The 25,514-nt window shown below is 47.4% G+C and carries 18 protein-coding genes and 1 pseudogene; 14 read left to right on the forward strand and 5 right to left on the reverse strand.

The features are described 5' to 3' along the window. Nucleotides 1-566 precede the first annotated feature (566 nt). From ACTTHR_RS03090 to ACTTHR_RS03100, 3 genes and pseudogenes are all read right to left on the reverse strand, one after another. Nucleotides 567-2,954: a T9SS type A sorting domain-containing protein gene (locus ACTTHR_RS03090; RefSeq protein ID WP_442605149.1), complete on the reverse strand. Its 2,388-nt coding sequence runs from the start codon at nucleotides 2,952-2,954 to the stop codon at nucleotides 567-569. A 36-nt stretch (nucleotides 2,955-2,990) separates the two neighbouring features. Further along, nucleotides 2,991-4,652 (reverse strand): TlpA family protein disulfide reductase, encoded by a 1,662-nt coding sequence (locus tag ACTTHR_RS03095; protein WP_442605150.1) that lies wholly within the window; start codon nucleotides 4,650-4,652, stop codon nucleotides 2,991-2,993. 357 nt (nucleotides 4,653-5,009) lie between these two features. Further along, nucleotides 5,010-5,148, reverse strand: a pseudogene (locus ACTTHR_RS03100) (ISAs1-like element ISPg6 family transposase); the annotation flags it as partial. 530 nt (nucleotides 5,149-5,678) lie between these two features. On the opposite strand from ACTTHR_RS03100, the gene ACTTHR_RS03105 reads away from it, so the two are divergent. The 9 genes from ACTTHR_RS03105 (at nucleotide 5,679) to ACTTHR_RS03145 (ending at nucleotide 17,977) form a co-directional block, all read left to right on the forward strand. Continuing rightward, nucleotides 5,679-6,152, forward strand: coding sequence for a hypothetical protein (locus ACTTHR_RS03105; RefSeq protein ID WP_304285200.1), 474 nt, complete (start codon nucleotides 5,679-5,681; stop codon nucleotides 6,150-6,152). Between the two features lie 67 nt (nucleotides 6,153-6,219). Then, nucleotides 6,220-7,587, forward strand: a complete 1,368-nt coding sequence (gene nusA, locus ACTTHR_RS03110; RefSeq protein ID WP_281677124.1) for a transcription termination factor NusA — start codon at nucleotides 6,220-6,222, stop codon at nucleotides 7,585-7,587. A 75-nt stretch (nucleotides 7,588-7,662) separates the two neighbouring features. Next, nucleotides 7,663-10,665, forward strand: a complete 3,003-nt coding sequence (gene infB / locus ACTTHR_RS03115) for a translation initiation factor IF-2 (protein ID WP_442605151.1) — start codon at nucleotides 7,663-7,665, stop codon at nucleotides 10,663-10,665. 180 nt (nucleotides 10,666-10,845) lie between these two features. After that, entirely contained in the window at nucleotides 10,846-11,448 is a 603-nt protein-coding gene (locus ACTTHR_RS03120) for a CvpA family protein (protein WP_304285203.1), read from the forward strand. Then, complete coding sequence (gene sufB, locus ACTTHR_RS03125) at nucleotides 11,445-12,929, forward strand: Fe-S cluster assembly protein SufB (protein ID WP_442605152.1); 1,485 nt, start codon at nucleotides 11,445-11,447, stop codon at nucleotides 12,927-12,929. The genes ACTTHR_RS03120 and sufB overlap by 4 nt, the downstream gene beginning before the upstream one ends. A 44-nt stretch (nucleotides 12,930-12,973) precedes the next feature. Next, on the forward strand, nucleotides 12,974-13,738 hold the full coding sequence (sufC, locus tag ACTTHR_RS03130; RefSeq protein WP_004334178.1) for a Fe-S cluster assembly ATPase SufC: 765 nt from the start codon (nucleotides 12,974-12,976) through the stop codon (nucleotides 13,736-13,738). A gap of 11 nt (nucleotides 13,739-13,749) precedes the next feature. After that, entirely contained in the window at nucleotides 13,750-15,114 is a 1,365-nt protein-coding gene (gene sufD / locus ACTTHR_RS03135; protein WP_442605154.1) for a Fe-S cluster assembly protein SufD, read from the forward strand. Between the two features lie 101 nt (nucleotides 15,115-15,215). Next, a complete protein-coding gene (gene ispE / locus ACTTHR_RS03140; RefSeq protein ID WP_442605155.1) occupies nucleotides 15,216-16,052 on the forward strand; it encodes a 4-(cytidine 5'-diphospho)-2-C-methyl-D-erythritol kinase in 837 nt (278 codons plus the stop codon). Next, nucleotides 16,031-17,977, forward strand: a complete 1,947-nt coding sequence (locus tag ACTTHR_RS03145) for a YgiQ family radical SAM protein (protein WP_424776871.1) — start codon at nucleotides 16,031-16,033, stop codon at nucleotides 17,975-17,977. The genes ispE and ACTTHR_RS03145 overlap by 22 nt, the downstream gene beginning before the upstream one ends. A gap of 330 nt (nucleotides 17,978-18,307) precedes the next feature. On the opposite strand, the gene kbl is transcribed toward ACTTHR_RS03145, so the two are convergent. Both kbl and ACTTHR_RS03155 read right to left on the reverse strand, forming a co-directional pair. After that, the gene (gene kbl, locus ACTTHR_RS03150) at nucleotides 18,308-19,498 is read right to left on the reverse strand and encodes a glycine C-acetyltransferase (RefSeq protein WP_314669547.1); all 1,191 of its coding nucleotides are present in this window, start codon (nucleotides 19,496-19,498) and stop codon (nucleotides 18,308-18,310) included. A gap of 55 nt (nucleotides 19,499-19,553) precedes the next feature. Beyond that, the gene (locus ACTTHR_RS03155) at nucleotides 19,554-19,985 is read right to left on the reverse strand and encodes a DUF5606 family protein (RefSeq protein ID WP_315075005.1); all 432 of its coding nucleotides are present in this window, start codon (nucleotides 19,983-19,985) and stop codon (nucleotides 19,554-19,556) included. Between the two features lie 231 nt (nucleotides 19,986-20,216). On the opposite strand from ACTTHR_RS03155, the gene nadB reads away from it, so the two are divergent. The 5 genes from nadB (at nucleotide 20,217) to ACTTHR_RS03180 (ending at nucleotide 25,509) form a co-directional block, all read left to right on the forward strand. Next, on the forward strand, nucleotides 20,217-21,830 hold the full coding sequence (nadB, locus tag ACTTHR_RS03160) for an L-aspartate oxidase (RefSeq protein WP_442605156.1): 1,614 nt from the start codon (nucleotides 20,217-20,219) through the stop codon (nucleotides 21,828-21,830). Beyond that, nucleotides 21,827-22,672, forward strand: coding sequence for a carboxylating nicotinate-nucleotide diphosphorylase (gene nadC / locus ACTTHR_RS03165; protein WP_442605157.1), 846 nt, complete (start codon nucleotides 21,827-21,829; stop codon nucleotides 22,670-22,672). Before nadB ends, nadC begins: the two co-directional genes overlap by 4 nt. Before the next feature lie 29 nt (nucleotides 22,673-22,701). Beyond that, nucleotides 22,702-23,640 (forward strand): quinolinate synthase NadA, encoded by a 939-nt coding sequence (gene nadA / locus ACTTHR_RS03170; RefSeq protein WP_442605158.1) that lies wholly within the window; start codon nucleotides 22,702-22,704, stop codon nucleotides 23,638-23,640. 171 nt (nucleotides 23,641-23,811) lie between these two features. Further along, nucleotides 23,812-24,675 (forward strand): DNA/RNA non-specific endonuclease, encoded by an 864-nt coding sequence (locus ACTTHR_RS03175; RefSeq protein WP_442605159.1) that lies wholly within the window; start codon nucleotides 23,812-23,814, stop codon nucleotides 24,673-24,675. Nucleotides 24,676-24,714: 39 nt separating this feature from the next. Beyond that, a complete protein-coding gene (locus ACTTHR_RS03180) occupies nucleotides 24,715-25,509 on the forward strand; it encodes a sulfide/dihydroorotate dehydrogenase-like FAD/NAD-binding protein (protein ID WP_314862369.1) in 795 nt (264 codons plus the stop codon). Nucleotides 25,510-25,514: the final 5 nt, after the last annotated feature.

Below are 25,514 nucleotides of genomic sequence, written 5' to 3' on the forward strand. Positions count from 1 at the left end.
GATCTACACTTGTCTTTTGCTCCACAAAAGTAGGTATAAAAATCTACTTTCACCACATTTTGGGTAAGAGGAATTGATAAGTTTGGAATACACACTTGGCAAACATGCATTACAAAGTGTAGAAAAAGCATAGAAAGGGAGAGAGTAAAATAATACACAAGAAGAGAAAACAAGACAAAAAGAAAGGGAGAAAGGCTGTTATAAATAACACTGATATACAATAGGATAGGCAGCAGAATTCTCTAGATGAGAAAGAAAAGAAAGCAATAGACTCTCTATAAGATCGTCCGCCAAACAGAGTACACTCCCCTCCTCTCTCCTAGGTAGCAACTAACAACTAGACACTTGTAGGTATCTTATGACACTAGATATCGGTAATCCTCAAGAAGGGAGAAGATCCTACTCCGTTTAGTCAATCTAATTGTAGTTTTCGTTTTCTCTCCCATAAGTAGCCGCTGCAGTCAAGAATGTATAAAGCGAAAAAGGGCTTGGTCAATGACCAAGCCCCTTTTCATTCAATTTTCAAACAAAGAATATAAGAGGAGAGACAACCTCCTCCCTACGAGCTATCGCTTGATAATCTGCTTTGTATCAGAGCCTACTTGTAGAACATAGTATCCGGGAGTGAGTGCAACCAACTCTACAGAGGCAGCACCTATAGCAGATGTAGTACCTTGGTATAGGAGTTGACCATCGGGTGCATATAGAGATATGGAGGTACCTGGAGCAGCTCCCGTTATGTAGAGCCAATCTGTAGCCGGATTCGGGTAGATAGCGAGGTTAGACTCTGCAATCTTGTCTACAGCGACGTCACTACCCTCGAAGGGAGCTCCTTCTTCTCCGAACTTCCCACCACAAAAGTCCTTGACAAGCCAATGCTTGGCTATTGCCTTATCTACAGTACTCTTATTTAGGACATTCTTGTCACTTGGGTTGCACTGGGTATCTACGGCCATAAAGACTCCTGCCTCAGCAGCACCAGGAATGGTGGGGAGTGCCTCAACGAATTGCTGGAAGGCTTCGTCTCCGATATTGTTGCGCATACAGTCTACATAGGTAATCTTAGGACAATTGCTGAGCCCTATACCTTGTAGCTTGTTACCCCAGAGGGATATAGTCTCTAGGTTATCACAGGTTGAGACGTTCACCTCGGTAAGGGCGTTTTCACTCAGTAGGAGTCGCTTGATATTCTTGTGATTAGAGATGGTAAAACTGGAGAGTTCATTCTTGTAAGCGTGCAGATCCTCTAGAACTGGGCATTGAGAAACGTCAATTTTTTGGATCTTCTGCCCACTGCATACTAGGACTTTGACATCACCTTGTATCGTGAGCTTGGTATCGGTCAGCGTATACTCCTTGTAGTAAGCTTCAAAAGGTTCGGCAACACCTGTTATAGCTACATTATCTGATCCGCTGATCTCTAAAGCAATCTTGTTTCCTATGGCTAGTCCGGTCTCTAGAGTAATGAGAGCATCGGAGATAGCGACATCAGTTATCTGAATGGCATTGCCGGCTGCCCAGTCATACACATCCCAGTTTTTGCCTCGAGCAGAGGTAATGATCTCATTGGTGAGCTTATTGCGCTCGCGAATCTTATTATTCTTTGTATCAATGACAACCAATATACCGTGGCTATCTTCTTCACAACTTCTCAGCCCATCAACGAAAGTATTTAATGCCTCCGTAGATAGGTTGTTGAGGTATATATCACATCTGCTGAGCTTGGGACTATTTTTGATGCTGAGTTGAGTCAGTTCGTTGTTAGAGCTATTGAATTCTGTCAACTCGGCATGGTTGTCTAGGCTTAGCTGAACGATCTTGTTGTTGAGACAGATGAGCTTCTCGAGTTTGGTATTATTGGAGAGGTCAAGCTCCGTAAGTGCATTAGAGCTGCAGTCTAGTCTGGCAAGAGAGGTAGCTTGAGAGACGTCGAGTTTTGTAAGCCCAAGTATGGAGCAGGTAAGGTCAGTGACCTCGCCACGTATGGTTATCTCTTGTTGTTTAAAGGTGTAGCTATTTCGATTGGGGTCATAAGCCTCCTCTACACCATCAATAGTTATCTCACCAACCCCCTTGATGGTTATAAATTTAGATTGTCCTACGATGTCGCTTCCGATAGTCATAGAGACCTGCTGGGTGATTACCTGTGGGTCTTCTATGCCCTCATAATCCCCAATTTCGCCTTCCTCACTAATGCCATTGCAAAGGTAGCCTCGTTGCTCCTTGGCTAGGACTATGTCGGAATGCCATGCCCAATTCTTTTCGTCCTTGTTCCTCTGATTGACCAATAATATGCTCGCCCACTCCGAGGATGCACTGAGGTCGGGTAGTGAGCGAAGAGCCGCTCTCATCGCCTCTCCATAGATTTGGTTGTTTTCACACCTTATCTCCTTTAGACCGCTTGCTCCCGAGGGAAACAGTAGCGACCCTAAACAGTTAGTTGAGACAGAGAGGAAAGTGAGAGCATCACACCCCTCAATATTTATTGTCTCAAGAGAGTTCCTATCAGCGTAGATGAGCGAAAGCTTGGGACAGTTGGCTAGATTGATGTGCGAAAGGAGATTCTTCGTGACAACAAAAGTCTCTAGTTTGGGAGCCCCAGAGAGATCAATAGAGCCCACCATTTGATTGAAGTTGCCCCATACCGCTTTCAAGGTACTGTGCTGAGGAGAGAAGGAGGCAGCCGTGATGCCACAATTGGTAAAGCGTAATTCCTCCACATCACCCACGATAGAGAAGGTACTGGAACCCACAGTGTAGTTGCCGCTGGCATCTTCCTCCAGCCCCTCATAGGATAGAGAGGCACCCGGTACAGACTTGATCTGCAGTTTAATCTGCTCTCCAACGGTTTTCTTGGTAGTCAAAGTAATCTTGTTCTGACCATACAAAGTACATCCACCCCCAAAGCAGAGGAGGATAAAGGTCAGAAGTAAAGAAGTAGTTCTTTGCATCATAATTCTTAGTCTATTGAGTTTGTTAGTAAAGTAGTCTTAGGATATTTGGATCTTATAGGAGTAGCGACCTTTAGGTCCTTTGGTTGAGAGGATGTATAGACCTTTAGGGAGGGGGGATGACGTTAGTTTGCGCGATCCGTTGCTCAGTACACCCCGGCCTTGTAGTTCTCCTGTGATGTGGTATAGATACCACTCAATATCAGAGGAGGTGTCTAGGTCTAGATAAAGTATGCCATTGATGATCGTGAGTTCTCCTTGGTTGGAAGATAGGGAGGAGGTGCTTTGATGGATCGTTGTCTCAATAGAGAAATCGTCAATCAGTAGTCCTGTGGCTCCATAGGTCTCGTGCGCTAGTATGAGCTGGATGTTTTGTCCTCGGAAAGGAGATAAGTCGCACTCAACCTTTTTCCAATTGTAAGATACAGGAGTTGTTTGTAGTTTAACCAACCCTTCTGTCCAAGAGAGCGGATTAACCGGTGCCGGCACGTAATATATAGAGAGGGTGTCCTGTCGCTGGAATTGTTTGCTAAAGGAGCGAGCATACAGGGTGAGAAGCGTCTCTATCTCCTCGCCCTCTGGTACGCTTATAGGAGGAGGGAGGAGCCAGTTCTTGCTTGAGACTCTATAGCCGACTAGGTTTGTATAGCTCTTAAACTCTGTCGGATAGAAAGACCAAGAGATCATACAATCTTCGCCAGAGTGTGCCATGGTCTTTGCAGAGAGTTGATCTTCAGGTACCTGGAGACGCGAGAGCTCCTGAGAGAGGGAGGTCCATCCGATAAGGTCTCCGTCTACATCTGCACGGCTCCAGTCTATCAAGCCCTCTTTTTCAAAGGATTCTCTGATGGGCAAGGGAGTCTTCTCTTCGCCCAATCGCACCTTAATTTGCCTGGATAGAGGGGTGCTGGCTCCATGCTGATTGACAGCAGTTAGTGCAAGTTCTATCTCCCCTTCTGTTGGCCAATTCAAGATTAAGCGAGGCTCTGAGGTAGTTTCATAGTCTTGACCATTGACTTGCCAGATATACTTCGTAATTGGAGTAACAGAGCCTACATAGGCTTGTATCTCACAAGGCGTTTTATTTGTCATGCCCCAGGTGGGAGCATAGAGATCCCGAACAACGGGAGCATCTTGTGCAGAAAGACACTCTTTACCCTTGTTGTAAACGCCCTCTTCGCTAATTTGTAATATTTCTTGTACCTCAGTATAGGTGCCATGAGCAGAGAGCAGCACGATGCAGGGGACGTATGAGAGGGGTATTCCTAAGGCGTCTGCCATGTAGGCATCCGAAACAATCGGATAGGGAACGGTGCCGCCATTTGTCCAGTCACCAAGAGTATCCCCTTCTTTTCCTTCAATGGTAGCTTTACTTGCACCAGTAGCCTCAATCCAAATAAAGAACATCTCGTCACTCCCTGGAGGACCATACTTTTTCCAAAGGCGTTCTGCAGTACCTCGTTTATGTATGGCCCAGCAAGGCCTGCAAAATGTACCAGAAAAGTCTAAGACGACTTTCTTACCAGCCCTCACAAGTGAATCAATGTTAATACGTTGCCCGTCAATAGTCTGAGCAGTGTAGTCAAAGCCCTTGAGAGGCTTCCACTCTGAGTCTGGATCTTGAGCCAAAGCTACTCCACAGACGGATAGTGAAAGGAGGAGAGTGTGTGCGAGAAGTTTCAACAGCGTTCTTGCTTTCATCTGATCAATAATTCTTTGGTGTTATTATGGAGTCTTATATCTTGCGGGAAGCTATCGCCAGTAGCAACAGAACCGAAAAGACAGGGTAAGGATGTTTATCTCTCCCCTCTTCTTATCATTCATCGGCTAAGATAGATATATATTTTGATTAAAGCATCAATTTGCAATGATTTAACCAAAATAAGCAACACAATATCTTACGCCCTCCATTATTATCGAACCATTCTTCAGTAAATGAATATAAGAATTCTACTTATTGTCTTTCTTAATGAATAGGATTGGAAGCACAGCCGTGGAGAAAGAAGGCTCGGTGTGCTGACAGGGGAGTGCGACACCAGGGACTCCCGCATCAAATCTTTAGAAGCTTTTGAGATAGTCTATATTCAGAGCAGCTTTGAATAAAGCTCTTTCGTAAAGATAGTTTGTCTTTGTATTGAGAGACAATGGCTAGAGCGAACTTTCCTAGCGTATTTAGGTTGATGGCTGAATGATTCTTGCCATTGACTATATATCCTTCGTCGAAAACCTCCTAAACAAGCAATGTAGTACCAGGTTCGCTTCTCAATACGAGCATGATTTTTCTCCAAAGTCTCATAACGTGAGTACTGTATTGCCCTATGAATGTTGTAGAATAAGGTTGCTGAGCAATTGTGTATCCTTGCTCTCGGCTCAAATGGTTGTAGGTTTTCATATTCAACGTAAACATAAACTTCTTGAGTTCAGCCTCCATACAGATTCCCCATGGCGGGTTTCATTTATCTAAGCGTTGCTCTTACAATTGGAAAATACAAAACAGGAATAATAGCGAGGAAAGTTGGGCAATCCAATTTTTCATTGTATCTTTGCACTAGGAACCGGTAGAATGAGGTAATGCTCCGTTTTACATCCGGTACGTAGGTGGAGGAAACCATGCGTAACAGCGGTTCCCTCCTTTTTGTCTTTAGACCCTTCGCTAGAAGAATGGACTAAAGACGGAGGGTTTATGCGGCATCAAGATAGGACGCAAGCGAAGAATAGGCTCAAAAGATGAAGAGTGTAACAGAAGAAATAGTACAGAAAAAGCTCAACGAGATGCTGGACCCTGCTGAAGAGTTTGTAGTCTCTCTCAGCATAAGCTCGGCTAACGACATCGTGATTGTGCTTGATAGTCTATCAGGCATAACTATAGAACGCTGTAGTGCCATCAGCAAAGGAATAGAGGCAGCTCTTGACCGCGACAAGGAGGATTTTTCCATCGAAGTAGGCTCAGCAAGTCTTTCGGATCCATTCCGCAATGAGCACCAGTTTGCCAAACATCAAGGAGATCCTATTGTAGTACTATTCTCGGACGGCATGAAGCGAAATGGCATCCTCTTAAGCTCTGATCAAGAAGGTTTTGTACTACAATATGAGGAGATGATACCTTCTCCTGATGGCAGGCACAGCAAAAGGCGTTATGAAAAGCGAGAGTGCCGCATCCTCTACTCCGAGACCAAGAGTGTAAAATACAACTTCGACTAAGAAACGGCTTCCACGGAAGAGAAACGAAATAATACAACGGATACTAAACTATCACAGATATAGACCTATGGCTCAGAAACAAGCACATGCGAGCATGACCGAGACTCTGGCAGAGTTTAAGGAACTAAAAAACATCGACAAAGAAACCCTTATCAACGTGCTGAAAAGCGCGTTTATGAGCGTTTTATCTAAGATGTTTGGGACAGACGAAAACTTTACGATTATCGTAAGTCCTGAGATGGGGGATTTGGAAATCTGGCGTAATCGCATGGTCGTTGCCGATGGGAGCGTACAAAATCCCAATTTGGAGATTAGTCTGAGCGATGCTTTACCCTTGGACCCTGATGCCGAGATCGGCAGCGAGGTTACAGACTCCATCAATTTTGCTTCCTTTGGTCGTCGTGCCATCCTCAACCTCCGCCAAGCCCTACAAGGCAAGGTGCTAGAGCTACAAAAAGAGAACCTATACAAAAAGTTCCAAGAGCGAGTTGGCCAGATGGTCTCTGCCGAGGTCTATCAAGTGTGGAAGCGCGAGGCTCTACTTGTAGATGACGAGGGTAATGAATTGCTCCTCCCCAAATCAGAGCAAATCCCGGGAGACTACTTCCGAAAGGGGGAGAGCGTACATGCTGTAATCGACCACGTAGATTATGAAAACAACAACATCAAAATCTATGTGTCGCGCACCAGCCAAGAGTTTCTAAAGCGGCTCTTCGAACTCAATGTACCGGAGATTGGCGATGGGCTTATCACGATTAAGCGAGTGGCTCGTATCCCGGGTGAGCGTGCCAAGATGGCTGTCGAGTCTTACGACGATCGTATTGACCCCGTAGGTGCTTGCGTGGGTATGAACGGAAGCCGTATCCGTGGTATCGTGCGTGAGCTAAAGGGTGAAAACATTGACGTAATGTCTTATACCACCAACTCAAGCCTCTTTGTACAACGAGCTTTAAGCCCCGCAAAGGTATCATCTATTGAGATCTTGCCCGAAGAGCTGAAGGCAGAAGTCTACCTCAGCCCCGAAGAAGTCCCCATGGCTATCGGTAAGAATGCCTCTAATATTAAGTTAGCATCGGCCCTAACAGGGTACAAAATTGAGGTATTCCGAGACATCGAGGAGAACGACGAAGAGGATATTTTCCTCAACGAGTTCAACGACGAAATCGAAGATTGGGTACTCGAAGTTCTCAAAAACATCGGGTGCAATACGGCCTTGAGCGTGCTACGCATCCCTCGTGCAGAGCTAATCTCAAAAGCCGACCTCGAAGAGAGCACCGTAGATCATGTATTAGAAGTTCTATCCTCTGAGTTTGACCCCGAGGAACTTGAGCGCATCGGCTTTACAGCCCCCGAAGCTACTGAAGAAGTAGAAATCGAAGAGGAATCAGCTTCAGAAGACAGCGAACCCCTCCCCTCAGAAAGCCCTGAGGCATAAGAGACAAAAGGTAGGAAACATCAATAAGCGAGATCAACTAGTAGGTTATATATAGAGGATAGAGGAGAAATAAGAATGGAGATAAAACTTTCGGAAGTACAAAAAGAACTCAATATCGGGTTAGGGTCTCTCAGACCTTTTCTTGAGGAGCATGGTATTGCACAGGGTGCAACCCCCAACACACGTATTGATAAGAAAACGGCGCAACTCATTATTGATGAGTTTCGTCCCAAGATAGGGAAAGAAGAAGGCGAGAAGCTACTCGCCCTATTCGCTGCGGAGAAAAAGAAGGAGAGTAAACCAAGCAAGGCCGCACCATCTCAAGAGTCAGAAAAGACTCTAAAAGAAGAGATCTCCGAACCCTACTCTCCCTCCAATGTGACGGAGCAAACACCCACACTCAAAATATTGGGTCACCTCGACAAAAGTGGCAAGGCCGTTATGAATGATAAGCCTATAGAGCTTGTTGTGGACTCCTCTACCCCATCTACTTCCGAGACTTCAGATATCCCCACAGCACCTGTCAAGGCTAAAGAGACTAAGACGACCGCTTCTCCTACAAAAACGAGTAAGGAAAAAGAGGTAGAAGTCAAGGAGAAAGCATCTCCAAAAAATGCTGCTCCTAAGGCCACTCCCAAAGAAGAAACGAAAAAAGTCTCCACTCCCGATCCCTCCTCAAAAGAAGAAAAGACTTCTTCTAAACAACACAAAGAGGAGAAAGAAGTAAAGAAAGAAACAACGGCTCCGGCAGCTCCCCAAAGTGAGGAACCTGTCACACCCAAGGTAGAGACTCCAGTCCAAGAGGTAGCACCCGCGGCTCCTAAAGGAGAAGAAAACCACACCAATTCTGAAATCTATCGTCCTTCGGAACGCAAAGAATTGGGTGTAACTGTTGTCGGAAAAATCGACCTAAACACCATCAATCCTCCTAAGAAAACAGATAAGGGAGAACGCAATAGAGGACGGAGAAAACGTATCGGCTCACAAGCTGTTGACGTAAAAAGTGAAGCAGCCAAGGGCATTGATCCGGTAAATCCCAATATCCGTCGCAATTCCGGTGGCAATAAAAATGGAGCTGCTCCCCAAGGTTCTACCCCAAATAATCAGCGGAGACGCAACAAGAAGGAGAACAACAAACCGGTAGCTCCTAAGCAAGAAATTACCGAAGAAGATGTACAGAAGCAGGTAAAGGAAACACTTGCTCGTCTACAAGGCAAAAAGACTTCTTTTGAAAAGAAAGCACGCATCCGCAAAGATCGTCGCGACGCAGCTCGTCAAGCTGCCGAAGAGGCTATCGAAGCCGGAGAAAGAGAAAGCCGCATCCTCAAACTTACCGAGTTTGTAACAGTAAGCGACTTGGCAAACATGATGGACGTGCCCGTAAATGAGGTAATCGCCACTTGTATGAGTATTGATATGATGGTATCTATCAATATGCGTCTTGATGCCGAAACGATCAAACTCGTGGCAGAAGAGTTTGGCTTCGAGACTGAGTTTGTAAGTGCCGAAGTGGTAGAAGCCATCCAAGCAGACGAAGAAGAGGATAAGGAAGAAGACCTCGTTCCCCGTGCTCCTATCGTAACCGTAATGGGACACGTAGACCATGGAAAAACCTCTCTCCTCGACAATATCCGTAAATCAAACGTAATTGCCGGTGAGGCCGGGGGTATTACTCAGCACATTGGTTCCTACAATGTACAACTCCCCTCCGGGCGCCGTATCACATTCCTAGATACACCGGGGCACGAAGCCTTTACGGCCATGCGTGCTCGTGGTGCCCAAGCAACCGACATTGCGATCATCATCATTGCCTCAGACGACAAGGTGATGCCTCAAACCAAAGAGGCTATTAACCACGCAGCAGCAGCAGGAGTCCCCATTGTATTTGCTTTCAACAAGATTGATGTACAAGGGGCAGATCCTAATAAGATTCGTGAGCAACTTGCTGCCATGAACTACCTCGTGGAGGATTGGGGCGGTAAGTATCAATGTCAAGAAATCTCTGCAAAAAAGGGTATCGGCGTCAATGAGTTGCTAGAAAAAGTACTGCTCGAAGCCGACATGCTCGACCTAAAGGCCAATCCGAACCGCCGTGCTCAGGGGCTTATCATTGAGTCTTCGCTAGACAAGGGACGTGGTTATGTATCCAACATCTTGGTGCACAATGGTACTCTGCATGTGGGGGATATCATCCTCGCCGGTAAGTATTATGGCCGTGTAAAAGCCATGTTCAACGAGCGCAATCAGTCCCTCAAATCAACTGGAGCCGGGCCATCAGTCCCCGCTACCATCCTCGGGTTCAATGGCGCTCCTTCGGCTGGAGATACCTTCAATGTACTAGAGAGCGAGCAAGAGGCTCGCGACATTGCAACACGCCGTACGCAACTACAGAGAGAACAGGGCTTCCGAACTCAGAAGATGCTCTCCTTGGACGAAATTGGACGACGCATTGCCATCGGGAACTTCCAAGAGCTCAACCTTATTATTAAGGGGGATATGGACGGATCTGTGGAAGCTCTATCGGCAGAGATCGAAAAGCTATCAACAGAAGAGATTGGGGTTAATGTAATCCACAGAGGTGTGGGACAAATCTCAGAGTCGGATGTTGTACTCGCAGAAGCATCGCAGGCCGTTATCATCGGATTCCAAGTACGCCCCAGTGCCATAGCTCGTAAAAATGCAGAGCAACAGGGGGTAGAAATACGTACCTACTCCATTATTTACGATGCAATTGCAGACGTAAAGAGCGCGATGGAGGGGATGCTATCTCCCGAAATAAAGGAGGTGGTTACCGCATCACTCGATGTACAGCAAACCTTTACGATAGGCAAAGTGGGTACGATTGCAGGGTGTCTTGTAAAAGAAGGAAAGATCAAACGCACCGACAAGGTTCGTGTAATCCGCGATGGTATCGTGATACACTCGGGAGAACTTGAGTCTCTCAAACGCTTCAAAGACGATGTAAAGGAAGTCGCTCTTGGGCTCGATTGTGGACTCAATATCAAGGGCTTCAACGACCTGCATGAGGGTGATGTTATCGAATCGTACGAAGAGATAGAAGTAAAGAAAACACTCTAAAATGCATAGCAAAATTCCCCTCTTGTCGATCAGGAGGGGAATTGACAAAGTATTCTCCATACAGATGAATAATAAAAAGAGTTACTGAGGTACTTATTTGCGTACACACGAAAATAGGTATCCTTGGCAACTCTTTTACTGTTTGTCGGAGCTTGAGAATTAGCCGATAGATAGGGAAAAATGAACTGGTTAGATATTGCTATTATCATTATCGTTGGGCTATCTCTCTTCAAGGGATTCTCCAAAGGGCTCATACATCAGGCTGCTTTCTTTGTAGCTATTCTGCTAGGGATTGCAGTTTCTGGAGTGGTAGCGGATTGGCTAGGCGGCGCACTCTCTTTTTTGCTCAAGCTAAGTGATAAGATAGCGAACTCAGTAGCTATTGCCCTATCCTTCCTGCTTATCTTGGGAGCTGTATATCTAGCGAGTAAGATTATAACAAAAATCCTCAATGCTACTCCCCTAGGGATATTCAACAGGCTGCTAGGAGCCTTGGTGGGAGGGCTTATGTCTCTTGCCATCCTTGGCTATATATTTGTTTTTGTAGACTCTGTATTTATTCCGGCTGCCACCCTTACCAAAAAGTTGAGCAGTACCCTTGAGTCTACTACTCGACCCAAAGGACAAAGAGAAGCCCCCAAGGAAGAAAAAGATATTCGCAAAGAGTCTGCACTATACTACCCCGTAAAGAACTTTGTGCCAACTATTTTGGCTCCTCGGCTGTTGGATAAAGAGAATGAATTGATAGAACAGACTTCTAAAGAGAAAGAAGAAAATAAATGAAAGATAGCACTCACCCTCAACCCTCTTCTCAAGGAGAGCCTAAAGAAGACATACTACAAGAGGTAACGCAGGGAGACTATAAATATGGATTCGAAACGAAGATCTCTACTGAGACCATCGAACGTGGGCTCAGCGAAGAGGTAGTACGTTTGATTTCAAAGAAAAAGGAAGAGCCCGAGTGGCTTCTCGACTTCCGTCTCAAAGCTTACCAGCATTGGCTCACGCTAAAGCAACCCAAGTGGGCACATCTCCACATCCCTCCCATTGACTATCAAGACATAATCTACTATGCAGCTCCCAAGCAAAAAGTCTCTAATGGTACGCCCGGGGAGATTGATCCGGAGCTGATGGAGACGTTCGATAAGCTGGGGATTCCCCTGCACGAGCGACAGATATTAGCAGGGAATACTGCCGTAGATGCTGTAATGGATAGCGTCTCGGTAAAAACCACATTCAGGGATAAACTCTCTGCTCTAGGCATTGTTTTTTGCTCTTTCAGCGAAGCAGTAAAAGAGCATCCCGAGCTAGTAAAGAAATATCTTGGCAAAGTGGTGAGTTATAGGGATAACTACTTTGCAGCACTCAACTCGGCTGTCTTCAGTGACGGTTCGTTTGCTTATATCCCCAAGGGTGTACGATGCCCTATGGAGCTCTCCACCTACTTCCGCATCAACGCTCGCAATACGGGGCAATTCGAGAGAACTCTCATTGTGGCAGACGACAATGCCTACGTGAGTTACCTAGAGGGGTGTACAGCTCCCATGCGTGACGAGAATCAATTACACGCTGCCATCGTAGAGATCATTGCAGAGGAGAATGCCGAGGTCAAATACTCCACCGTACAAAATTGGTATCCGGGCGACAAGAATGGCAAAGGCGGTATATACAACTTCGTAACCAAGCGAGGGCTTTGCCGTGGTAACAACTCAAAAATCTCTTGGACCCAAGTAGAGACAGGCTCTGCCATTACCTGGAAGTATCCAAGTTGTCTCCTTGTGGGAGATAACTCTGTAGGCGAGTTTTATTCGGTAGCCGTAACCAACAACTACCAGCAAGCCGATACGGGAACAAAGATGATCCACATAGGGAAAAATACACGCAGCACCATTGTTTCTAAAGGTATCTCGGCAGGCTCTAGCCACAACAGCTATAGAGGGCTGGTGAAGATATCTGCAAGCGCGGAGGGAAGTCGCAACCACTCGCAATGCGATAGCCTTTTATTAAGCGACCATTGTGGCGCACACACATTCCCCTATGCCGAGGTACTCAACGATACGGCAATCATAGAACACGAGGCTACGACCTCCAAAATAAACGAAGATCAGCTTTTCTACTGCCAGCAGCGAGGTATTACCACCGAAGAAGCAGTAGGCTTAATTGTAAACGGCTATGCCCGGGAGGTAATGAATAAGCTCCCCATGGAGTTTGCCGTAGAGGCACAAAAACTACTGAGTGTAACCCTAGAGGGATCGGTAGGTTAAGTGCAAAAGAAGTAAGATCTAGCAATAACTAAGACTTTTAGAAGATGAGCAAGAAGCTATTAGAGATAAAAAACCTCCACGCCTCTATCAACGGCAAGGAGATACTAAAGGGTATTAACCTCTCGATTAACGAGGGCGAAATACATGCTATCATGGGCCCCAACGGGAGCGGAAAGAGTACACTCTCTTCCGTACTTGTAGGGAATCCCGCTTTTGAGGTTACCGAGGGGGAGGTTACATTCCGAGGTGAAAACATTCTGCCTTTGAGCCCGGAAGAGCGTTCTCACCGTGGGCTATTCCTAAGTTTCCAATACCCTGTGGAGATACCGGGCGTAAGTATGGCCAACTTCATGAAAGCGGCTATCAACGAGAAGCGCAAGTCACAAGGGCTTCCCCCTATGCCTGCTGCAGAATTCCTCAAACTGATGAAGGAGAAACGAGAATTCGTGCAATTAGAGAGCAAACTTTCTAATCGTTCGGTAAACGAAGGATTCTCGGGAGGGGAGAAAAAGCGGAACGAAATATTCCAGATGGCCATGCTAGAGCCCCGTCTCTCCATCCTAGACGAGACGGATAGTGGTCTCGATATCGACGCTCTGCGCATTGTTGCAGAGGGGGTAAACAAGCTGCATACTCCGGAAACAAGCTCTATTGTGATCACCCACTATCAACGTTTGCTCGACTATATTAAGCCTCAATTTGTACACGTACTCTACAACGGACGCATCGTAAAAGACGGAGGTTCTGAACTTGCTCTAGAGCTAGAAAAACGTGGCTACGACTGGATTAAGGAACAACATACTCTCTGATTACCCTCAATATGGAAAGTATTGCAAAAACCTATCTCGACCTCTTCGATGAGAATAGGCAAGCCATAGAAAAGGGATCCTTTCCTCTAATGAACAATGCCCGAGAGGGGGCTAGAGAGGATTACAGCGCACACGGACTTCCCTCTCTGCGCAACGAAAACTACACTCGTACGGACATTCACGACCTATTCAGTCTCGACTATGGTGTAAATATCAACGGAGTACAATTCCCTCTCCACGATACCAAAGGATTCTCTTGCGATGTAGAGGATATGCCCTATATGCAGGGGATAATCCTCAACGAACGCTTTGATAGAGAGCTTTCGCAAGGCTTGGAGCAACTCCCTACCGGTGTATATATCGGGAGCCTTAGAGCTTTCCTCACGGAGCATCCGGAGCGAGAGTCTCAGTTTGCTAAGATATATGGCAAATATGCAGAGACGGATATTGATGGCATTGTCGCCCTCAATACCATGTTTGCTCAAGATGCCGTTTTGCTATTTGTACCCAAGGGGGTGAAGATAACTGAGCCTCTGCGACTTATCCAATTGGTGCGTGCAGACGTGCCCATGCTCCTCTTCCGTAGAGTTCTTATCGTACTTGAAGAAGAATCAGCAATCGAAGTGCTGGTCTGCAACCACACCTTAGACAAGCATGATTTCCTAGTAGATCAAGTGATAGAGGTGCATGTTGCAGAGAACGCTCAGCTCAAACTCTACGACGTAGAGGAGTCTAGCAGCCGGATGCGCCACCTCTCTACCCTCTGTTTGCGCCAATACGAATCAAGCAAAGTACTGATCAACGGACTAACACTCAACAATGGCATTACAAGGAACTCATACTGGACTCGCTTTATGGGGCCTCATGCCGAGCTTACCCTGGCAGGGCTAGCCATTGGCACTCAAGCACAGCACGTAGACAACTTCACCTACATAAGCCACATATTCCCCGAATGCAAAACCAACGAGTTATTCAAGTACATAATGGATGATGAGGCAGTTGGTGCCTTCGCCGGACGTGTCTTTGTATCAGCACAAGCTCAAAAGACCGATGCTCAGCAGAGCAACCGCAATTTGCTACTCTCACCCAATGCTCGCATATACTCCAAGCCTCAGCTTGAGATTTATGCGGACGATGTAAAGTGTAGCCATGGTATGACTACAGGGCAACTCGACGAGGAGGCCCTCTTCTACATGCAGCAACGTGGTATCTCCAAAGACGAAGCTCGTACGCTTCTTAGCATCGCTTTTACCGACGATGTGGTCAGACTCATTGAGCTTGAGCCCCTTCGTGCCTCTATCGTAGACGTTATATCCTCTCGCTTTAATAACCAAGAGATACGCCACTGCAATAAGTGTGGTAAAGTCTGCTTCTAGAGTGCTTATAAGCAATATATTAACCCATTTATAAGGAGTATCGCAGGGGAGTTGGTCAATCCTCACACCCCCTGCGATACTCCCTTTTGTAACTATCCGAGATGATCACTTTCCCCAATGCCAAACTCAATTTAGGTCTTCGTATTCTAGGAAAACGTACCGATGGCTACCATTTACTAGAGACGATATTTTTACCCATCACCCTAACCGATGCCCTAGAGATAGTACCTCAAAAGGCAGCGCAAGAGGATACTTGGCGGCAAAGTGGTATCACCATCGACGGCGCCGTAGAGAGTAATACGGTAATTCGTACAATACAAATGATACGAGAGGAGATCGCTATCCCCCCTCTGGAGGTCGAACTGCTCAAAAAAATCCCCTTTGGGGCAGGACTTGGTGGGGGTTCCGCGGATGCTGCTTTTGCCCTTAAGATGCTTAATCAGCGGTTCTCTCTAAATCTATCGGAAGAAGGAATGGCAAAAAAAATGGCGCGAATAGGAGCCGACTGCCCCTTCTTCATCTATAATAAACCTATGCTGGGTACGGGTATCGGGGAGGTGCTAACTCCCATTGAGATACCCCACGAACTGCGACAAGCAAGTGTGGTACTCATCAAACCTAGCCTTTCGATCTCAACCAAAGAGGCCTATGCCCAAATTATCTGCCACCCTGAGGCTGAGGGATCTCTCCCATCCTTACTCCAAAAGCCCCTTGATCAGTGGCAAGATCTCTTTATCAACGATTTTGAGGCATCACTCTTCGGTCGCTATCCCATTCTCCCAAAAATCAAAGAATCCTTACACAAAGCCGGAGCATTCTACACAGCAATGACCGGCTCCGGATCGGCTATTTATGGCTTCTTCCATACCCCCATTGCCATAGATCATCTGCAATCAATCTACCCTGATAGCTTCGTATGGCAAGGCAATATAGCCTAACGGACTTCCTCCCCACCTCTAAAAAAGAAATGGACGCTCGTGGCTGGGACGAGGCGGACGTTATTTTATTCAGCGGCGATGCCTATGTGGACCATCCCTCCTTTGGGGCGGCCGTGGTCGGGCGTTTCCTTGAGAGCCATGGGCTACGTGTTGCCATCGTACCCCAACCCAACTGGCGAGACGACCTGAGGGACTTCCGCAAGCTGGGCAAACCTCGGCTCTTCTTCGGAGTTTCTCCGGGAGCTATGGACTCCATGGTAAACAAGTACACCGCAGCCCGAAGGCTCAGGAGCGAAGATGCCTATACACCCGACAAACGTATAGACATGCGTCCGGAGTATCCCTCCATCGTATACAGTCGCATTCTCAAAAGCATATACCCCGACGTCCCCATTATCCTAGGAGGGATCGAAGCCTCTCTTAGGCGATTGGTGCACTACGACTATTGGCAAAACAAACTCTTGCCAGGAATGTCCATCCTAAGCCCTGCAGACCTAATCATCTACGGGATGGGAGAGCTACCACTGGCCGAGGTGGTGGAAAAACTCAAAGCCGGAGCTGATATTGCCGAACTGCGCAAGGTACTCCAGACCACCTACGCCGTAGACGCTCAAGACTTCCACCCCCAAGAGGGCGACCTCCGTCTTTTTAGCTACGAAGAGTGCCAAAAGGACAAGAAGAAACAGGCAATGAACTTCAAGCATATAGAGGAAGAGAGCAATAAATTCCATGCCAGTCGCATCGTACAACCCTGCGGCGATCGGGTTATTGTTGTGAATCCGCCCTTCCCCCCTATGACTACCGGACAAATTGATGCCTCCTTCGATCTCCCCTACACTCGCCTCCCCCACCCTCGCTACAAGGGCAAGACCATCACAGCCTATGAGATGATTAAGCACTCAGTGAATCTGCACAGAGGTTGCTTCGGAGGGTGTGCCTTCTGTACCATCTCTGCCCATCAAGGCAAGTTCGTAGCCTCCCGAAGCGAAGCCTCTGTACTCAAAGAGGTAGAAGAGATTACGGAGATGGACGACTTCAAAGGCTACCTAAGTGACGTAGGAGGTCCCTCCGCCAATATGTATAGAATGGAGGGAGTCAATCGGGAGTTGTGCGCCCGTTGTGTACGCCCTTCCTGCATCTTCCCTGCCATATGCCCCAATCTCAACGCCAACCACAAGCCCTTAAATGATCTACTGGACAAGGTAGACAAAATCCCTGGAATCAAGAAGAGCTTTATCGGTAGTGGGGTGCGTTACGACCTATTGCTCGAAGAGTACAAAAATCCCGAATACCAACGCGAAGCCAAGCGATACACCGAGTCGCTTATAGCCCATCACACCTCGGGCCGACTAAAAGTAGCTCCGGAACACACCTCTCCCAACGTGCTGAAAATCATGCGAAAGCCTCCGTTTTCTCTATTTGAGCGCTTTACTCGCATTTTTGACGAGGTAAACAAAAAGTACGGACTCAAGCAGCAACTGATTCCCTACTTCATATCCTCACACCCCAATTCTCACGAAGTGGATATGGCAGAATTAGCCGTGCTGACCAAGCGGCTTAACTTCCATCTTGAGCAAGTACAGGACTTCACTCCCACTCCTATGACCCTTGCCACTGAGATTTATTACACGGGATACCATCCTTATACACTAGAAAAACTCTACTGCGCCATCTCTCCCGAGGAGAAAAGGAAGCAAAGACGGTACTTCTTTTGGTACAAACCCGAGGAGCGACGCGAACTTATACAAGCATTGCAATCCCTGCATAGACCCGACCTTATAGAAGCACTCTTTGGTCAGTATGTTGCTCGTCAACCCGAATCTTCTAAAAAGAAGAATCCGCGACAAAGCTCGGAACAGCACAGCTCTCATACGCGCTCATCCAAAAACAAGTCCTCGAAAACAAATTTCTCCAAAAGGCGTTAAATAGCCCCTCCCCCAGAGAAAAAATAATACCAATAGGTTGTCGAAGAAAAAAACTCAGCCTCCTCATGAATCCTTGTAGGGTGAAATCTGCCCAGGAATCAGCCTAAAGCCTTCACCCATTTAGGGTGAAAACGGGCGAAAAACCGCCCAGATATCCCCTCTCCTTCTAGCTAAGAATCTTTTGCCCCAAGCCCTCTTTATTCCGGCATTCCTATAAAGGGGCTACTCCCATCCCAAGAAAAAACCTCCGGCAAGCACCCTTGGATGCTCAACCGGAGGTTGTAAGAATTAGAAAAAAGGGGAGAAGCCCCTCTCTCCATGTATAGGTAATTACTTAATTACACCAAGCTCTTTACCCACCTTGATAAAGGCGTTGATACAACGATCGAGGTGCTCACGCTCATGACCGGCAGAGAGCTGTACACGGATACGAGCTTCGCCTTTGGGTACAACAGGATAGTAGAAACCCGTTACATAGATACCCTCTTCGAGCATGCGCTTAGCATACTTCTGAGACAGAGGTGCGTCATAGAGCATCACAGCACAGATGGCACTCTGAGTTGGTTTGATATCAAAACCGGCAGCAATCATCTTGTCGCGGAAGTAGTTTACATTCTCCATAAGTTTGGTATGGAGCGAATCGTCCTCTTTGAGCATCTTGAAAACTTCAAGACCGGCACCTACTACTGCGGGGGGAATTGAGTTACTAAAGAGGTAGGGACGAGAGCGCTGACGAAGCATATCGATAACTTCTTGAGGACCTGCCGTAAAGCCACCAACAGCTCCACCAAAAGCCTTACCGAGTGTACCGGTATGGATATCGATACGATCCCAGCAGTTGTACTTTTCGGCAACACCACGACCGGTTGCTCCTACAACGCCTGCCGAGTGGCATTCGTCTACCATCACAAGAGCATCGTACTTCTCAGCAAGAGCACAAATCTGATCCATGGGGGCAACATTACCGTCCATAGAGAAAACACCGTCCGTTACAATGATACGATGACGTTGTGCTTGTGCTTCTTTGAGACACTCTTCGAGCTCTGCCATGTTACCATTGGCATAACGATAACGCTTTGCCTTGCAGAGACGTACCCCGTCAATAATAGAAGCGTGATTGAGGGCATCGCTAATAATGGCATCTTCTGCACCAAAGAGAGGCTCAAACACACCTCCATTGGCATCGAAGCAAGCAGCGTAAAGAATAGCGTCTTCGGTATGGAAGTACTCGGCAATAGCACGCTCGAGTTGCTTGTGCATGTCCTGCGTACCACAAATGAAACGCACGCTACTCATACCATAACCACGGCTATCCATAGCTTCCTTGGCAGCCTTGATAAGGCGAGGATGATCACTAAGGCCTAGATAGTTGTTAGCGCAAAAGTTAAGTACTTCTTGACCTTCATTAACCTTGATGTCGGCACGTTGGGGTGTCGTAATGATGCGCTCCTCTTTGTAGAGCCCATCTTCTTTGATCTTCTTGAGCTCAGCACCCAAGAAATCTTTCATTCCCTTGAACATAGCAATGTTTGTACTATTAATGGATTTTAATTCGTAAGCGATCGAATAAGAAAGGTTATTTAACCTCCTCTTCCTTACCCTCTGCGGGAGTCTCTTCTGCGGTGAATCGGGTAAATCCGCCTTGTACCAATATATTATACCACGAGAGCATCTTCTTTACATCGGTAGGGTAAACTCGGTCTTTGTCGTACGTGGGGAGAACGGACTCCATATAGGCAAAAGTAGACTCTTTGGTTGCCCCAATGGTTTTGAGGTCTACCTCCTTGCCTTCGGCAGCCGTATACACAAGATCTAGCACCTCACCGAGAGGTTTCTCTCCCTCAGTCGTATATATGGCAATCTCTGCAAGCGACACCACTCGATCTGTAGCATGGATAGGCGTGCGACGCTTGTCTGTAAGAGACTCCACGATGAGGGAGTTTTTCCCCTGAGAGAGGAGTTTGAAAAGCCCCGGACGACCCGAGACAGACAGAATTTCTCTAAGCATAGTATATCTATTACTTTCTTTGGTCTAAACTAATGTAGCGGTTCTTTATAGGTAGCAATTCGTTGTTTCCACCCCCTGTGTAACCACTTACAAGCACAAAAGTAACCATTTCTCAGGGAATATGATACGCAGCATTTATACTCGCCTACTCTGCCCTCTTTCCCTGATTTTATCATAAATAAAAGAGTACCTTTGCCCCAACGTTCAATTGGAAGAGAGAAGAGACGCTATATGATGCAGTTCGACTATGTAGTAGTAGGAGGGGGGCTTGCGGGTCTATATACCGCATACTTATTGTCCTCCAAAGGCTCTGTAGCTCTTGTTACCTGCACTACCCTAGAGGAGAGTAATTCCTATTTTGCACAAGGGGGAATGGCTGCCGTAACAGAGGCAAGCGACACCCCTAAAAATCATTTCGAAGATACGATTGAAGCAGGGCGCGGACTATGCTCCGAGGCTGCTGTACGAATCCTGACAGAAGAGGCCCCACAACGTATCGAAGAATTGATCAACTTGGGAATGCACTTCGATACCGAAGATGGTCACTTAGCATTAGGGTTAGAAGGCGGGCACCACCACAGACGAATCTTACATGCCGGAGGAGATGCCACAGGCCGAATGGTCACCTCCTTTATGACGGAGCAAGTGCGCAAAACGGCCAATATAAAGATCCTAGATCACTACTTTGCACTCGGGTTAATTGTAACCCAAGGCCAATGCTTCGGACTTTACACCTACAATCAAAAGTCGCATCAGACGGAAGCGATAACCGCACATGCGACCATCCTAGCTACCGGTGGTGCCGGAGCTCTCTATCACCCCACAACCAATCCTCCAACGGCTCTAGGCGACGGATTGGGGATGGCATTAGCGGCAGGAGCCACGCTGCGAGATCTCGAGTTTGTACAATTCCACCCAACGGCTCTATACGTACCGGGGCAGGCTTCTTTTCTTATCAGCGAGGCAGTACGAGGGGAAGGAGCGCACCTCTACAATCAATCGGGGGAACGCTTTATGCTGGCAAAGCATCCGCTGGCAGAGCTTGCGCCTCGAGATGTAGTGGCACGCGAAATCTTCCATCAAATAGAAGCCGAGGGAGGGGATAGTGTTACCCTCTCCTTGCGTCACCTTGATGCCGAGCACATACGCCATCGCTTCCCCACCATCGCCCAACATTGTGCCGAGATAGGATTGGATCTCACACAAGAGATACCCGTAGCTCCGGCAGCTCACTATACCGTGGGAGGAGTGGCAACGGACCTTAATGGAGCTACGTCTGTACGACAACTCTATGCGGTGGGAGAAGTAGCCTCTACAGGAGTGATGGGTGCCAATCGCTTAGCTTCTAATTCCCTTGTTGAGTGTCTTGTTTTTGGCAAACGCATCGCAGACCACATCCATCAGCACCCCCATCCTCAAACTCTTCCTCTAGAGTCTCCATTACTCTACCGAGAATTCCCCCTCTCTTCGTATGCCAAAGAGCAAGAGTGGAGAGAGCAAGAAGGGAAGAAATACATGCTGCAACTAGGGAAGTTGCTCATGAAGCACGTGGGGATTGTACGCACAGAAGCCTCTCTCTCTACCGCTTTAGAGGAGCTCAATAGGCTTATCTCGGAGATCTCATCCCCAGCACAACAACTCTTATCTGCCCTCGTTGTTTCCCAAAGACTACGCCTAGCTCGTTGTTTGGTAAGGGCGGCTCTCGAGCGAAAAGAGAGCCGAGGTGGACACTTCCGAAGTGACTACCCCGAGACACTCCCCAACGACAAAGCATATCATTCCCTCATTACTCAAGAGAGTATAAAACAAGTATTTACGTTTACCTCCAGCCCAGGTTCTCTATGAAAGCAACTCACGACGAATTAGAAAAAATAGATCGTCTCATCGATCTTGCCTTTGACGAAGATATTGCACAAGGTGACCTTACCACAGAATCTATCTTCCCCGACGTAACCGAGGCAACAGCACTCCTCACCGCCAAAGCCCCCGGCATTATCTCGGGTATTGAGATAGCCCAACGAGTGCTCGACAAACGCGGGAGCAACAAGGTACAACTCTTTGTAAACGACGGAGACTCCGTGCAGAAGGGAGATAAGATTATGGCCATCACCGCCTCTTATACTACCCTACTTACAGCCGAGCGGCTCCTCCTAAACTTTATGCAACGGATGTCTGGTATCGCTACCGAAACGCACCGCTATGTGGCCGCTTGCGAAGGTACCAATACGCATATCCTGGATACGCGCAAGACAGCTCCCGGGCTACGACTTCTCGATAAAATGGCCGTTAGACACGGAGGTGGGCGCAATCATCGTATGGGCTTGTACGACATGATTATGCTCAAAGACAACCACATCAAGGCCGTGGGGAGCATCACAAAGGCGGTAGAGATGGTACACTCCCAACTTCCCCTCTCCGTTAAGGTAGAGGTAGAGACAACCTGCCTCAAGGAGGTGGAAGAGGCACTCTCTGCCGGCGCAGATATTATTATGCTAGACAATATGAGCAACGAAGCCATGCTAGAGGCAGTCCGTTTGATTAATCACCGCTGTGCAGTGGAAGCCTCAGGCAATATGACTCTCGAGCGCATCCGAGAGGTTGCAGCGTTGGGGGTAGACTACATCAGTGTGGGGGCTCTGACTCACTCCGTAAAGGCTCTCGACATTAGCATGAACTTTATACAATAGGATTTTAGCTCAACAAAAAGGGATAGAAAATGAACAACAACGAAGACGTTAAGGCTCTTGCAGAAGAGATTGCACAACTAAAGAAGGAGCGTGATGCTGTTATACTCGCGCATTATTACGCTCGTCCGGAGGTGCAGGCTGTTGCCGATATACTAGGCGACTCCTTGGCTTTATCCCAACTCGCAGCCACCACAGAGGCAAAAGTGATTGTATTCTGCGGAGTCCACTTTATGGCAGAGACGGCTGCAATTATCTCTCCTGAGAAGAAAGTACTCATCCCTGTAGAGAATGCCGGATGTTCCCTAGCCGAGAGTGTCACGGCCGCAGGGCTGGCAACTTGGCGCAAATACCATCCCAACGGTCTTATTGTAAGCTACGTAAATACATCGGCTGCCGTAAAGGCAGAAACAGACTACTGCGTAACGAGTGCCAATGCCCTCAAGGTGATAGAGACATTGCCCCTCGAGGTCCCCATCCTCTTCGGGCCGGACAAAAACTTAGGGGAGTACATCAACCTCAAAACAGGGCGTAATATGGATATTTGGCAGGGCGATTGCTATGTACATAGACACATAACAGGCGAGCTCATCCGCGAGTATCTTGAGCATTATCCCAATGCTGATATTCTCATCCATCCGGAGTCGGTTGCTTGTGGAGACAAGAGTATTCTGGAGCATCCTCGCTGCTTTGTTGGCTCTACCTCGGGCATCCTAAAGCATCCGGCTCAAAGCGAGAAAAAACAATTTGTAGTAGCGACCGAAAAGGAAGCTATTACGGAACTCGTACACCAATATCCCCATCTTGAGTTCATCCCCATCACCCGAGAGCACTACTGCGAATATATGAAACTCACTACACTCACTGACCTACGCGATGCCCTACGCGACGAGAAGCATGTAGTGACAATTGCTCCCGAGGTGCGGGAGCGAGCCTTGCTCCCCATCCAACGAATGCTAGCTGTAAAGTAACCGGAAACACCCCCTCTCCCCCTATGAGAGGGGGCTATATTTTATAAATAGGGGCTTTGATAGAGGGCTGATATAAGGTTTTAGCGTTAATTGGTACCTTTGCAGGAGGGAAACTACCACAACAAAAGGAACTCATAAAAGCATCTCCCTATCTAAAACAAACAAACTAGTATGAAACAATCCAGTAAACTCATCTTAGCATGCATCTCAGCCCTGCTACTAGGAAGTGGTCTCTGGGGCTGTCAATCAAGGCAAAAGCCACAACCTCCCTATATCCCCGATGGCGCGGGAGATGCCTCTCTACTAGAATGCCCCAAAGTGCGTGGACGTGAAGGGGATTTTTTCATAACACATCGGGTAAACAACGGTACTCGGGTAAACTATTCTCTTGAGTACGATATTAGGCTGCATCATGCCCTGTGGGTTTGCTTTAGCTTCGATAACTACACGAAACAAACCAATGTAAAGCGTACCAATGCCTGGGCTTGGGATCCCTTTATTCCGGCTCAGTACGAAGTAAATAAATCCTCATTCGAAGGATACGACCGAGGGCACTTGGTAGCATCCCACGACCGAGTATTCTCAGAAGAAGCCAACCGACAAACATTCTACTACTCCAATATGAGCCCTCAGAAAGCTGCCTTTAATCAAGTAGCTTGGCGACAACTTGAGGAGGCGGTGCAGAAGTGGGCTCGTAACGAAGCTCTAACCGATAAAATGTATATTGCCAAGGGGGGCACTCTCACTCCCGAAGGCATCTACCCCACCCTCTCGGGTGGTAAAATTGCTGTACCACGCAACTATTGGATGGCAATTCTTGCAGAAAAGAATGGAGAGTGGAGAGCTCTCGGCTTCTGGATCAGCCACGAAAGCAGCAAACAACTAAAGGGTGGATTAGCTCCTTTGACGTGCTCCATAGATGAACTAGAAAATAAAACCAACTTCGACTTTTTCCCAAATCTCGAAGACAATATCGAACAAAAGGTAGAGGCTATAGACCCCAAAGATTGCTCAGATCTCTGGCCCGGTTTGTAACCCATTCCCCACTATACATTTTCCGAAAGAAAAAGAGAAATGAATTTGATTGTAGAGAAGAAATACTTCTCCCCAAACGTAGCCATGCTGCGTATTGAAGCTCCGCGTATTGCCAAAGCTAGGCGTGCAGGCAACTTTGTAATAGTGCGTGCCGATGCCCATAGTGAGCGCATTCCACTAACCATTGCAAGTGCAGACCTCAACCAAGGAACCATTACTTTGGTAGTACAAGGTGTGGGACAATCGTCCAAGAAATTGATTGCCCTCAACGAAGGGGACTATGTACACGACATTGTAGGTCCCCTTGGGCAGGCTACCGAGATAGAGAAAGTAGGCACAGTTGTGTGTGCCGGAGGTGGCGTTGGCGTTGCCCCATTGCTCCCCATTGTAGAGGCCTTTCATGCAGCCGGCAATAGAGTAATTGTAGTACTCGCAGCCCGCACCAAAGATCTCATTATCCTAGAGAGGGAGATGCGCCAGGCCAGCGACGAAGTCCTCATTATGACCGACGATGGTTCTCTAGGAAAGAAAGGACTCGTAACCGAGGGTGTAGAGGAAGTGATCCTAAGAGAAAAGGTAGATAAGTGCGTGACTATCGGCCCTGCCATTATGATGAAATTTGTCTCCGCTCTCACGGCAAAGTACCAAATCCCCACAATAGCTTCACTCAATACCATTATGGTAGATGGCACCGGAATGTGTGGAGCCTGCCGTGTAACTGTGGGAGGGAAGCGCAAATTCGTTTGCGTTGATGGACCGGAGTTTGATGCCCATCAAGTAGATTTTGATGAGCTATTGATGCGTCTTAATTCCTATAAAGACGTAGGTAAATAATCCTC

It is taken from the genome of Porphyromonas endodontalis (assembly GCF_052173515.1).
GTDB classification, from domain to species: domain Bacteria; phylum Bacteroidota; class Bacteroidia; order Bacteroidales; family Porphyromonadaceae; genus Porphyromonas; species Porphyromonas endodontalis_A.